Annotated in this window: 10 protein-coding genes; 6 read left to right on the top strand and 4 right to left on the bottom strand. The window is 66.2% G+C overall.

Features of this window, described 5'->3' with window-relative positions:
• Window positions 1-23 precede the first annotated feature (23 nt).
• From ABWV23_RS06320 to cbbR, 4 genes are all read right to left on the bottom strand, one after another.
• Window positions 24-3,233, bottom strand: coding sequence for an efflux RND transporter permease subunit (locus tag ABWV23_RS06320; protein WP_353346090.1), 3,210 nt, complete (start codon window positions 3,231-3,233; stop codon window positions 24-26).
• Entirely contained in the window at window positions 3,226-4,206 is a 981-nt protein-coding gene (locus ABWV23_RS06325) for an efflux RND transporter periplasmic adaptor subunit (RefSeq protein ID WP_353346092.1), read from the bottom strand. Before ABWV23_RS06325 ends, ABWV23_RS06320 begins: the two co-directional genes overlap by 8 nt.
• Window positions 4,207-4,326: 120 nt before the next feature.
• Window positions 4,327-4,494 carry a hemin uptake protein HemP gene (hemP, locus tag ABWV23_RS06330; RefSeq protein WP_353346094.1) on the bottom strand — a complete coding sequence of 56 codons (168 nt, stop codon included), beginning with the start codon at window positions 4,492-4,494 and terminating at the stop codon, window positions 4,327-4,329.
• Between the two features lie 278 nt (window positions 4,495-4,772).
• Window positions 4,773-5,705, bottom strand: coding sequence for a LysR family regulator CbbR (gene cbbR / locus ABWV23_RS06335; protein WP_353346096.1), 933 nt, complete (start codon window positions 5,703-5,705; stop codon window positions 4,773-4,775).
• Between the two features lie 91 nt (window positions 5,706-5,796).
• Between cbbR and ABWV23_RS06340 the strand changes: the two genes are divergently transcribed.
• The 6 genes from ABWV23_RS06340 to fba are packed head-to-tail and all read left to right on the top strand — an operon-like array spanning window position 5,797 to window position 13,007.
• A complete protein-coding gene (locus ABWV23_RS06340; protein ID WP_502901604.1) occupies window positions 5,797-6,807 on the top strand; it encodes a class 1 fructose-bisphosphatase in 1,011 nt (336 codons plus the stop codon).
• A gap of 10 nt (window positions 6,808-6,817) precedes the next feature.
• Window positions 6,818-7,690 (top strand): phosphoribulokinase, encoded by an 873-nt coding sequence (locus tag ABWV23_RS06345; RefSeq protein WP_353346098.1) that lies wholly within the window; start codon window positions 6,818-6,820, stop codon window positions 7,688-7,690.
• Window positions 7,691-7,700: 10 nt separating this feature from the next.
• Window positions 7,701-9,692 carry a transketolase gene (gene tkt / locus ABWV23_RS06350; RefSeq protein WP_353346100.1) on the top strand — a complete coding sequence of 664 codons (1,992 nt, stop codon included), beginning with the start codon at window positions 7,701-7,703 and terminating at the stop codon, window positions 9,690-9,692.
• 9 nt (window positions 9,693-9,701) lie between these two features.
• Entirely contained in the window at window positions 9,702-10,703 is a 1,002-nt protein-coding gene (gap, locus tag ABWV23_RS06355; protein ID WP_353346102.1) for a type I glyceraldehyde-3-phosphate dehydrogenase, read from the top strand.
• On the top strand, window positions 10,700-11,908 hold the full coding sequence (locus tag ABWV23_RS06360) for a phosphoglycerate kinase (protein ID WP_353346104.1): 1,209 nt from the start codon (window positions 10,700-10,702) through the stop codon (window positions 11,906-11,908). Before gap ends, ABWV23_RS06360 begins: the two co-directional genes overlap by 4 nt.
• A gap of 16 nt (window positions 11,909-11,924) precedes the next feature.
• Window positions 11,925-13,007 carry a class II fructose-bisphosphate aldolase gene (fba, locus tag ABWV23_RS06365; protein ID WP_353346106.1) on the top strand — a complete coding sequence of 361 codons (1,083 nt, stop codon included), beginning with the start codon at window positions 11,925-11,927 and terminating at the stop codon, window positions 13,005-13,007.
• Window position 13,008: the final 1 nt, after the last annotated feature.

Below are 13,008 nucleotides of genomic sequence, written 5' to 3' on the forward strand. Positions count from 1 at the left end.
ATTCTTTCATTCAGCGGGCCGGATCAGCCCTTGAACACGCGGTAGATTGCCGGGATCACCAGCACCGTCAGCAAGGTCGAGCTGAGCAACCCGAACAGCAGCGAGATCGCCAGCCCCTGAAAGATCGGGTCGGCCAGGATCACCACCGCACCGATCATCGCCGCAACAGCGGTCAGCAGGATCGGTTTGAACCGGATCGCACCCGCCGCGATCAGCGTGTCGATCAGCGGGGTGTCGGGGCCGCCCTCGTGGCGAATGAAGTCCACCAGCAGGATCGAGTTGCGCACGATGATGCCGGCCAGCGCGATGAAACCGATCATCGAGGGGGCCGAGAACGGCGCCGAGAACAGCCAGTGGCCGCCGATGATGCCGAGGAAGGTCAGCGGGATCGGCGTGAGGATCACCAGCGGCAGCCGGAACGAACCGAACTGCGCCACCACCAGGATGTAGATCCCCAGCAGCGCCACCGCAAAGGCCGCACCCATGTCGCGGAAGGTGACCCAGGTGACCTCCCACTCGCCATCCCAGAGCAGGGTGACGTGGCTTTCGTCCTCGGGCTGGCCATGCAGTGAAACCGTAGGCCTGGTGCCCTCGGCCCAGTCCACCTGATCCAGCGCCTTGTCCACGGCCAGCATGCCATAGAGCGGCGCCTCGAAATCGCCGGCAAGCTCGCCCAGCACCATCTCGGCGGGGCGCCCGTTATGCCGGAAGATCGGGTAAGACGCCAGTTCCTCGCGGATCGAGACCACGTCGCCCAGTTCGACCACCCCGCGGGCTCCGGGAAGCACGTTGGCCGGGATCGGCGTGGTGAGGAAGCGTTCATCGACGACGCGGTGCGCCTTGTCCCGCTCGACCCGGATCGGGATCGGGCGACGCCCCTCGCCGCGATGGGAATACCCCACCGTGGTGCCCCCGTTCAGGATCGCGATGGTCGAGAACACATCCGATTCCTGCACCCCGAAGAATTCGAGCTGGTCAGAGTTGATGGTGACGCGCAGCCGTCGGCTCTGTTCGCCAAAGCTGTCATCCACATCGACAATGAACGGCACCTCTTCAAAGGCGGTGCGGATCTGTCGCGCGGCCTCGCGCCGGGTGTCGGCATCGGGGCCATAGACCTCGGCCAGCAGCGTCGCGATCACCGGCGGGCCGGGGGGCGGCTCGACCGTTTTCAGGCTGGTGCCCGGCGGCACGTCCTGCGTCGCGATCCGCTTGCGGATCTCCAGCGCGATGTCATGGCTGGTGCGGTCCCGCTCGCCCTTGGGCAACAGGTTGATCTGAACGTCGCCCAGCTCGGGCTTTTCGCGCAGGTAGTAGTGGCGCACCAGCCCGTTGAAGTTGAACGGCGCCGTGGCCCCGGCATGGGTCTGGATCGAGATGACCTCGGGCAGGTCCAGCACCGCGCGCGCCACATCCTGCGCCACCGCGTCGGTGGCCTCGACCGAGGCCCCCTCGGGCAGGTCGATCACCACAGAAAGCTCGGACTTGTTGTCGAACGGCAAAAGCTTGACCGTCACGTCCTTGGTATAGAAGGCCGCCATCGAGCCGAAGCTGAGCCCGGCGGCGATCAGCAGGAACAGCCCCGAGCGCCAGCGTGTCTTTAGAATCGGTCGCGCCACCGCGGTATAGAGTCGGCCCAGCCGGCCGCCATGGCCGCCCGCCTCGTCATGATGAAGCGGTGCGCGACCGGCGATCTTGAGCATCAGCCAGGGCGTGATGATCACCGCGACGAAGAAGGAAAAGATCATCGCCGCCGAGGCATTGGCCGGGATCGGGCTCATGTAGGGGCCCATCAGGCCGGAAACGAAGAGCATCGGCAACAGCGCCGCCACCACGGTCAGCGTCGCGACGATGGTGGGGTTGCCCACCTCGGCCACGGCGCGGATCGCCTTGGTGGCGCGGTCGGCCTTGTCCGGCATGCCCCAGTGACGCGCGATATTCTCGATGATCACGATGGCATCGTCCACGAGGATCCCGATCGAGAAGATCAGCGCGAACAGCGACACACGGTTCAGCGTGTAGCCCATGATCCAGGCGGCGAAGAGCGTCAGCAGGATGGTCACCGGGATCACCACCGCGACCACGATGCTTTCGCGCCAGCCGATGGCGAACAGCACCAAGGCCACGATCGAGATCGTCGCCAGCCCGAGGTGGAACAGCAGTTCGTTGGCCTTTTCGTTGGCGGTCTCGCCATAGTCGCGGGTGACCTCGATGGCCACGTTCTCGGGGATCAGGCTGTCTTCGAGAAGGTGCACGCGGTGCAGAACCTGCTCGGCGACGACCACCGCGTTGGCACCGGCGCGCTTGGCCACGGCGAGTGTCACCGCCGGGGTACGGCGAATGCTGCCGTCCTCTGCGCGCGTGAGGTTCGAGACGATCTTGTCCGAGGTATCCGGAACAAAGCTGATGTCGGCCACGTCGCGCACATAGACCGGACGACCGTCGCGCGCGGTGAGCAGCAGGTTGCCGATCTCGGCCGGGGCCCTCAGGGTCTCGCCCGCCACCAGCGGGATTTGTGCGCCGTCGTCGCGCACGGTGCCGATGGAAAAGGCGCGGTTGGCCGCCTCCACCTTGCCGGCGAGCTGCTGCAAGGTCACCCCGAACAGCGCCAGCCGGTCTGGGTCAGGCGCGATGCGGATCGCCTCCGGGCTCTCTCCGACCAGGTAAGTCAGGCCGACATCCTGGATCTTGGCCATCTCGACCTGCAACTCGCGCGCGACGCGGGTCAGGTCGTTGTTCGTCATCGCCTCGGCGCCATCCCGTGGGGTGAGCGTCAGCGCCACGATGGCCACGTCGTCGATTCCGCGACCGACGATCAGCGGTTCGTCGATGCCCACCGGGATCCGGTCGAGGTTGGCGCGCACCTTGTCATGCACCCGCAGGATCGCCGCGTCGGCCGAGGTGCCCACCAGGAACCGGGCGGTGACCATGGAATAGTCGTCCATCGACTGGGAATAGACATGTTCGACGCCGTTGATTGCCTTGACGATGGTTTCCATCGGCTCGGTCACCAGTTTCACCGCGTCCGCGGCGCGCAGCCCGGGCGCCTGGATATGGATGTCGACCAGCGGGACCGAGATCTGCGGTTCTTCCTCGCGCGGCAGGCTGACCAGCGCGACCAGCCCCACCGCCAGCGCGGCGAGGATCATCAGCGGCGTCAGCGGCGAACGGATGAAATTACGGGTCAGCCTTCCGGCGATGCCGAGCGCACCGGTCTTTTCCTTGTCTTCACTCATGACGGTCCACCAGAACATCGCCCTCGGTCAGACCACTGAGGATCTCGACCATCGGGGTGTCGTCAACGGACAGCGGGCCGCCCACCACGACGGCCCGGTCAACCGGCCCGCCGTCGGGGCCGCGCACGGTCACGAAATCCAGCCCCATCCGGGTGTCGACCCGGTCGGCCGGCACCACCAGCGCCGTTCTGCGGCCCACCGGCAGGCTGACCAGAACCCGGGCGTTGACGAATTCGCTGCTCATCCCCTCGACCTCGACATCGGCGATGACGCGGCCGTTCTCGATCTGCGGATAGACCTTGGCCAGCCGCCCGGGCTTGCTTTCGCCGTCCGGGCCGATGCGGATCTCGATGCCTTCCTTGAGATAGCCGGCATGCCGTTCGGGCACCGCCAGGCGCAGGAAGAACCCGCCGCCGCCAATCTGCGCGATCACCTCGCCCGGCATCACGACCGAGCCATGCGTGACCGGCACGTCGATCACCTTACCGGCGATCGGGGCCAGCACGGCGCCCTCGACGGCCTGTTGTTCGATCACGCGTTTCTGGGCGCGGGTCGCCTCGATCTGGTTTTTCAGCACCTCGACCTGGGTGCGCAGCGCGTCCAGCCTTTGCGCGGTAGTGACTCCGCGCTGCAACAGGTCCTCGCCGCGCTGCAATTCGGTCTCGGCGTTCTCGAGCTGCGACTGCAGCGCGTCGATCTGGCCCTGGACCGAGTCGAGTTGCAGGCCCAGCTTGGGATCGTAGATGTCGGCGATCTGCTGGCCCTCGGTAACGGGACTGCCCTCGGTCACCTTGATCGAAATCAGCGTACCACCGATGCGCGAGCGAGCCGGGATCATGTCGCGTGCCTCGACGCGACCGAACACCGCCTTCCATTCAGTCACCTCGCGCAGTTCGGCAGCCATTTCCGGCGCGGCAAGCCCCAGACCCGGGCCCAGAACCGCCAATGCCGTCGCCAAAATGAATGTCCGCATCACCAATCCTCGCTACCGCTGCATCGCTGGACACAGATGCACAACCGCGAATGTTTTGCAATCCCATGGCCCTGCGGCAGAGCGCCCGCCCCGAGGTGCGGCGTTGGCGGGGGCCGTTGCCTACTTGGTGAGAATCAGCTTGCCGGCGCGGGTGATGCGCAGCGTGTAGACCTGGTCACCAAGGGCGATGTGGGCCAGGCGTCCGCCGCTGGTCAGATCCTCGGCGCGGTGGGCGGGCAACACGGGCTGGGCCTGATCGGTTTGGGTGTCGGGGCTGTAAAAGGTCATCTGTTTGTCCTTGTCTCGGTCTCGATTCTGTCGATCACCGCATCCACGGACAGACCGGGCCAGAGGCCGATCTCGAAAAGAAGGGTCCAGACGTCATCCCGCCGGCGCGGGGCGCAGCCCGCCGGGCGCGCCGGCGAACAGGCAGGGTATGCAAATTGGCGCATCGGTTTCGTCCCGTGGTGTGCGGCTGGCTCACCCGGCACGGTGCGGGTTGGCTGAATATCCCTATTCCTGAGTAAAATGATAATGTTTGTCAAGCCGGGACATTTAACGTTTTTCTAGTCCACCCGCGCGCCTCCGGGCAGGAAGCGGTCGGGGTTGGCGACGATCCAGTCCATTACCCGTGTCGCGGGCTGCGACAGTTCCTGGTCGGCCCCGTGCAGCACGAACCAATGCCGCAGGATCGGCAGGCGTTCGGCAGGGATTGCCACCAGCCGGCCCGACTTCAGCTCTTCGTGGACGGTATGGCCCGACAGGATCGCCACCCCCAGCCCGGCCGCAACCGCCTGCTTGATGGTCTCGTTCGATTCCATCTCGGTATAGGCGTACTCGCGCCCCTCTCCGATCTCGTCGAGAAACCGCATGGTCAGAATCCGCGTGCCCGACCCTTCTTCGCGCATCACGAAATGCTGCGACAGGATATCGTCGGGCGTGACCCGGTCGAGCCGGGTCAGCGGATGGTTCGGTGGCGCCACCAAGAGGTGGGGGTGATCCCCGATCGACCGTGCCTCGACCGCCGGCTGTCGCGGCGGCCGCCCCATGATGACAAGGTCGATGTCGCCGGTCTCGATCATCTGGATGATCCGGGCGCGATTGCCGATCCGCAGCACCACGTCGATATCGGGAAAGGCGGAGCGCAACAGGACCACGAGACGCGGTGCGTAGTACTTGGCGGTGCTGACCACCCCCAGGACCACCGTGCCGGACAGCCCCTTGCCCAGCGTATCGATCTGGCGCACCGCGCGTTCCAGCGCGGCGCGGGTGGTGCGATAGGCGGTCAAAAGCGCGGTTCCCGCCTCGGTCGGGGCGAATCCCCCGGTGGTGCGACTCACCAGGGCACAGCCGAAATTCTCTTCCAGCGCGCGGAGCTGGCTGTGCACCGCGGGAGGTGTGAGCGATAACATCTCGGCCGCCGAACTGATGGCACCGATTTCACAGACCGCGTCGAGTGCGCGCAACTGCTTGAATGTTATGGAGTTGAGCCGCCTCATTCAGGGAAATCTAATCTTATTTCACAAGTTTTAAATTCATTATAATACCGGACTGCAGATATCAAACTTTCCGAGGACGGAGGATTACACCTTGAAAAACGAACCCTGCCTGCTTGCCCCCGCCGGGCTGATCCCGGCGCAGCTGGACGCCCCGATGCAGGCACTCAGCCGTGTCGCGGCCGACCTCGCCCAGATGATCGCCCGCGGTCCGCTGGGCGGCGCATTGGGCGCCGAGGTCGGCAGCAACACCGACGGCGACCATCAGAAGGCGCTGGACGTGATCGCGGACGAGGCCTTTGCCGCCGCCCTGCCCGGCACCGGCGTGCGCTGGTACGCCTCCGAAGAGCGCGAAACCGTCGAGGCGATCGACGACACCGGCACGCTTGCGCTGGCCATCGACCCGCTGGACGGCTCCTCCAACATTGATGTGAACGTCTCGATCGGCACGATCTTTTCGATCCGCCCCGCCCGCGACGAGGCTGAGGAAAGCTTTCTGCGCCCGGGCCGGGAACAGATCGCGGCGGGCTATTTCATCTATGGCCCGATGACCGCGCTGGTGGTCACCTTCGGCGACGGGGTCCTGACCTTCGTGCATGATCCGCGCGACGGGCTGTTCCACCAGACCGGCGACCGGATGACGATCCCCGATCACTCCTCGGAATTCGCCATCAACGCCTCGAACTATCGCCATTGGTCGAAACCCGTGCGGGCCTATATCGACGACTGCCTGCAGGGCGACGCCGGGCCGCGCGCCAAGAATTTCAACATGCGCTGGGTCGCCTCGCTGGTCGCGGAAACCCATCGCATCCTGTCGCGCGGCGGGATCTTCCTGTACCCGTCCGATGCGCGCCCGGGTTACGAACACGGCCGGCTGCGCATGGTCTATGAATGCGCACCCATCGCCATGCTGGTCGAACAGGCCGGCGGCCGTGCCACGACGGGCCGCGACCCGCTCCTGGATCAGCGCCCCGACCGGCTGCACGCACGCACGCCGCTTGTCTTCGGCACCCCTGACAAGGTCGACCGCGTCACCGCCTACCACGATCTGCCCGAACAGGAGGTTTCAGCCCTGTTCGGCAAACGCGGATTGTTCCGCGCCTGAAGGAGACTCAATGTCCAAGAAACATCCCATCATATCGGTGACCGGCTCCTCTGGGGCCGGCACCACCACGGTCAAGACCACCTTCGACCAGATCTTTCGCCGCGAGGGGATCGAGGCAGTCTCGATCGAGGGGGATGCGTTTCACCGCTTTGACCGCGCCTCGATGAAGGCCGAACTGGAACGGCACAAGGCCGCCGGCGAGGATACCTTCAGCCACTTCAGCTATGACGCCAACGAGCTGGGCAAGCTGGAAGAGGTGTTTCGCACCTACGGCGAAACCGGCAAGGGCGAGACCCGCCATTATGTCCATGACGAGAGCGAGGCCGAGCGCTGGGGCGCCGCACCCGGCAATTTCACCCGGTGGGAGCCCTTTGCCGACAACTCCGACCTGCTGTTCTACGAGGGGCTTCATGGAGCGGTGGTGAACGACGAGGTCAATATCGCCAAGTTCGCCGACCTCAAGATCGGGGTGGTGCCGGTGATCAACCTCGAATGGACCCAGAAGATCCACCGCGACAAGGCCAGCCGCGGCTATTCGACCGAAGCGGTGACCGAAACCATCCTGCGCCGGATGCACGCCTATGTGCACTGCATCTGCCCGCAGTTCGTCGAAACGGACGTGAATTTCCAGCGCGTGCCGGTGGTCGACACCTCGAACCCGTTCTGCGCCCGCTGGATTCCCACCGCCGACGAGAGCCTGGTGGTGATCCGCTTCAAGAACCCGCGCGGCATCGATTTCCCCTATCTCACCTCGATGATCGAGGGCAGCTGGATGACCCGCGCCAACTCGATCGTCATCCCCGGCGGCAAGATGGATCTTGCGATGCAACTGATCTTCACCCCGATGGTTCACCGGTTGGTGAGCGAATCCAAGCGCGCCTGAGGAGGCTGTCATGAACCAGCAAGCCCGAATCACTGCCGCAACCGAGGACCTGATGGCCAACGCGATCCGCGCGCTGGCGATGGACGCCGTGCAGGCCGCGAACTCGGGCCACCCCGGCGCGCCGATGGGCATGGCCGACGTGGCAACCGTTCTGTTCAACCGCTTCGTTCGGATCGACCCGGCGGCGGACAGGTGGCCCGACCGCGACCGGTTCGTGATGAGCGCGGGGCATGGTTCGATGCTGGTTTACGCGATCCATCACCTGCTGGGCTACGACGACATGGACATGGGGCAGATCCGCAACTTCCGGCAGATGGGCTCTCGCACCGCAGGGCATCCCGAATACGGCCATGCCAAGGGGATCGAAACCACCACCGGTCCGCTGGGCCAGGGTATCGCCACCGCCGTCGGCATGGCGCTGGCCGAACGGATGCACAACGCGCGGTTCGGCGACGGTCTGGTCGACCATTTCACCTATGTGATCGCCGGGGATGGCTGCCTGATGGAGGGGATCAGCCACGAGGCGATCGACATGGCCGGCCACATGGCTCTGGGCCGGCTGATCCTGTTCTGGGATGACAACGGCATCACCATCGACGGCTCCACCGATCTGTCCACCTCGACCGATCAGCAGGCGCGGTTTGCCGCCGCTGGCTGGCAAGTGCAGGCGGTGGACGGCCACGACAAGGAGGCGATTGCCGCCGCCATCGAGGCCGCCCGCGCCGATGGCCGCCCCTCGATGATCGCCTGCAAGACGGTGATCGGGTTCGGTGCCCCGACCAAGCAGGGAACCGCCGCCACCCATGGCGCGCCGCTGGGCGAAGAGGAGATCGCGGCCACCCGGGCCGCGCTGGGCTGGTCCCACCCGCCGTTCGAGATCCCGCAAGAGGTTTATGATGCCTGGCACGCCGTCGCCGCCCGTGGCACCGCAGCCCGCGCGGAATGGGAGGCCCGGTTTCAGACCGACCCGAAGGCCGAGGCCTTCGCCGCCTCGCTCGCCGCCCCCGATGCCACCGCGCTCAACACCGCGATCACCGCCTACAAGGCAAAGCTGTCGCAGGAGGCCCCCAAGGTTGCCACCCGCAAGGCCAGCGAAATGGCGCTGGAGGTGGTCAACGCGACCCTGCCCAATGCCATCGGTGGTTCGGCCGACCTGACCGGATCGAACAACACCCGCACCAGCGCCATGACCCCGGTCAGCCGCGATGACTATGCCGGGGATTACATCCACTACGGCATCCGCGAACACGGCATGGCGGCGGCGATGAACGGGATCTCGCTGCATGGCGGGTTCCTGCCCTACGGCGGCACCTTCCTGGCCTTCGCCGACTACTGTCGCCCGGCGATCCGGCTTTCGGCGCTGATGCAGCGCCCGGTGATCTACGTGATGACCCATGACAGCATCGGGCTGGGCGAGGATGGCCCGACACACCAGCCGGTTGAGACCATGGCATCCTTGCGCGCGATGCCCAACCTGACCCTGTTCCGCCCCGCCGACGCGGTCGAGACCGCCGAGGCCTGGGAACTGGCCGCGACCAGCGACAAGACCCCCAGCGTGCTGTGCCTGTCGCGCCAGGGTCTGCCGACCCTGCGCTATGAGCACACCGAGGAGAACCGGACCGCGCGTGGCGCCTACCTGCTGCGCGGGGCGGACGGGAAGCGCGACCTCACCCTGATCGCCACCGGATCGGAGGTGGAAATCGCCTGCGCCGCTGCCGACCTGCTGGCGCGGGACGGGATCAGGGCGGCGGTCGTCTCGGCACCCTGTTTCGAACTGTTCGCCGCCCAGGACGCCGCCTATCGGACCTCTGTCCTAGGCACCGCCCCCCGCATCGGGATCGAGGCCGCCGTCCGGCAGGGGTGGGAGGGGTTGTTGCGCCCCGAGGACGGCTTTGTCGGCATGACCGGTTTCGGCGCCTCGGCCCCCGCCCCCGAGCTGTACGAGCATTTCGGCATCACCGCCGACCAAACCGCCGCGAAAGCGCGCGAACTCTTAGCCTAAGAGGTTGAAATGACAATCAAAGTTGCAATCAACGGCTTTGGCCGAATAGGGAGGTGCACCCTGAGCGCCATTTCCGAGAGCGGCCGCAACGACATCGAGGTGGTCAAGCTCAACGCCACCGGCCCGATCGAGACCGCCGCGCATCTGCTGAAATACGACAGCGTGCATGGCCGCTTTTCCGGCGAGATCCGCATCGACGGGACCACGATGGACGTGGGCCACGGCCCGATGGAGGTGTTCTCGACCTACGACCCCAAGGACCTCGACTGGTCGGGCGTCGACGTGGTGCTGGAATGCTCGGGTCAGTTCAATTCCCGCGATGCCGCCGCCGTGCACCTGGGACAGGGCGCGAAAAAGGTCCTCGTCTCGGCACCGGCCAGGGGCGCCGACCGCACCATGGTATTCGGCGTAAATCACCGAGACCTGAAACCCTCGGAGATCGTCGTCTCCAACGGCTCCTGCACCACCAATTGCCTGGCGCCGATGGCCAAGGCCCTGCACGACGCGGTGGGTATCGAGCAGGGGCTGATGACCACGGTGCATTCCTATACCGGCGATCAACCGACGCTGGACCGCCGGCATTCCGACCTCTACCGCGCCCGCGCCGCCGCCATGTCGCTGATCCCCACCAGCACCGGCGCCGCCAAGGCCATCGGAGAGGTGCTGCCAGACCTCAAGGGCAAGCTCGACGGTTCCGCCATCCGGGTGCCCACGCCCAATGTCTCGGCGGTGGACCTGACCTTTCGCCCCGGCAAATCGGTCACCCTTGAGGAGATCAACGCGATCATCGCCGAGGCGGCCGAGGGCCCGATGCGCGGCATCATGAGCTATGAGACCGAACCCAAGGTCTCGGTCGATTACAACCATGAAACCCATTCGTGCAACTTCGCCGCCGACCAGACCCGGGTGATCGACGGATCGCTGGTCCGCGTCATGGCCTGGTACGACAACGAATGGGGGTTTTCCTGCCGCATGGCCGACAACGCGGTTCACATGGGGCTGGTCGGATGAGCATCGCGCGCATCAGTGACATGGATGTCGCCGGAAAGCGGTTGCTGGTCCGGGCCGACCTGAACGTGCCGACCGAGGGCGGGCGGATCACCGACACCACCCGGATCGACCGGTTCGCCGAGGGCATGCGCCCGCTACTGGCGCGCGGCGCGCGGCTGGTCATCCTGACCCATTTCGGCCGCCCCGAGTCAAACGAGCTTGATTCCAGCTATTCGGTGGACAAGTTCCGCCCGGCGCTGGCCGAGGCGCTGGGGGTTCCGGTGCGGTTTTCCGATGTCTGCGCCGACGAGTCCGCTGTGATCCTGTCGCACCAGCTTGCCAATGGCGAGGCGCTGCTGTGCGAGAACCTGCGCCTCAACCCGGGCGAGACCGCCAACGATCCCGGTTTTGCCGCGCAGCTTGCCCGGCTGGGCGACATCTTTGTCAACGACGCGTTTTCCTGCGCCCACCGGGCGCATGCCTCGACCGAGGCGCTGGCCCGTCTTCTCCCCGCCGCCGCGGGGCCGCTGCTGGTCGAAGAGCTGGACGCGCTCGGCACCGCGCTCGACGCGCCCCGGCGGCCCTCGGTGGCCATCGTCGGCGGCGCCAAGGTCTCCAGCAAGATCGCCGTGCTCAAGAACCTGGTGCAAAGGCTCGACGCGGTGATCATCGGCGGCGGCATGGCCAACACCTTCCTGTTTGCCGACGGCGCGCCGATGGGAAAGTCGCTGCACGAACCCGACCAGATCGCGACCGTCCGCGAGATCCGGCGCCTGGCCGAGACATCCGGCTGTGCCCTGCACCTGCCGCAGGAGGTGGTGGTGGCGCGGGAGTTTCGCGCCGGTGCCGATGGGCTGATCACCGATGCCTTTGCCTGCCCGCCCGACGCGATGATCCTCGATGCAGGCCCCGAGGCCCTGACCGCATTCCAATCGGTGCTGGACGGCGCTCGAACGATCCTGTGGAACGGCCCGCTGGGCGCCTTCGAGGTCCCGCCCTTCGACGTGGCCACCGTGGAACTGGCCCGAAGTGCCGCCGCGCGCACCCGGCAGGGGCACGCGGTCAGTGTCGCCGGTGGCGGCGACACCGTCGCGGCGCTGAACACGGCGGGCGTCACCCAAGACTTCACCTATGTCTCCACCGCCGGTGGGGCATTCCTGGAATGGCTGGAGGGCAGAACGCTCCCCGGTATCGCGGCGCTGAACGGCGCCGCCGCAGCCGCTTGAGGCAAGGAGGCCCGAAATGGCACTGATCACGCTCCGGCAATTGCTGGACCACGCGGCGGAACACGGATACGGCGTTCCCGCCTTCAACATCAACAACATGGAACAGGGGCTGGCGATCCTGCGCGCGGCGGAAAAATGCGACGCGCCGGTGATCCTGCAGGCCAGCCGCGGTGCGCGCTCCTACGCGGGCGACATCATGCTGCGCCACATGGTGCAGGCGTTGGCCGAGATGTTTCCCGACATTCCGATCGTGATGCACCAGGACCACGGCAACAACGACGCCACCTGCCTCACCGCGATCCGCCACGGCTTTACCAGCGTGATGATGGACGGCTCGCTGGAAGAGGACATGAAGACCCCGGCGAGCTATGACTACAACGTCGGGATCACCGCCCGTGTCACCGCCGCCGCCCATGCGGTCGGGGCCAGCGTCGAGGGCGAACTGGGCGTGCTGGGCTCGCTGGAAACCGGCGAAGCGGGCGAAGAGGATGGCTCGGGCGCGGTCGGCAAGCTGACGCAGGACCAGTTGCTGACCGATCCCGACCAGGCGGTGGATTTCGTGATGCGCACGAAATGCGACGCGCTCGCCATTGCCTGCGGCACCAGCCACGGCGCCTACAAGTTCAGCCGCAAGCCGGATGGCGATATCCTGTCGATGCAGACCATCGCCGCGATCCACGAGAAGCTGCCCGACACCCACCTTGTCATGCACGGCAGCAGTTCGGTTCCGCAGGAATTGCAGGACATCATCAACGCCTATGACGGCGAGATGCCGCAAACCTACGGCGTGCCGGTCGAAGAGATCGAGCGCGGCATCAGGATGGGCGTGCGCAAGGTCAACATCGACACCGATTGCCGGATGGCGATGACCGGGCAGTTCCGCAGGGTCGCCGCCGAGGCCCCGGCCGAGTTCGATCCGCGCAAGTTCCTGATCCCGGCGATGGACGCGCTCAAGGCGCTGTGCACCGACCGGTTCGAGCGCTTTGGCACCTCGGGCCACGCGGCCCGCATCAAGCCCGTCCCGATGGACGATATGGCCGCCCGCTATGCCGCGGGCGCGCTTGCCCCCCAGATCGCCGCACCCCGGGCGGCCGAGTAAT

It is taken from the genome of Aquicoccus sp. SU-CL01552 (assembly GCF_040365005.1).
Classification (GTDB): Bacteria; Pseudomonadota; Alphaproteobacteria; order Rhodobacterales; family Rhodobacteraceae; genus Antarcticimicrobium.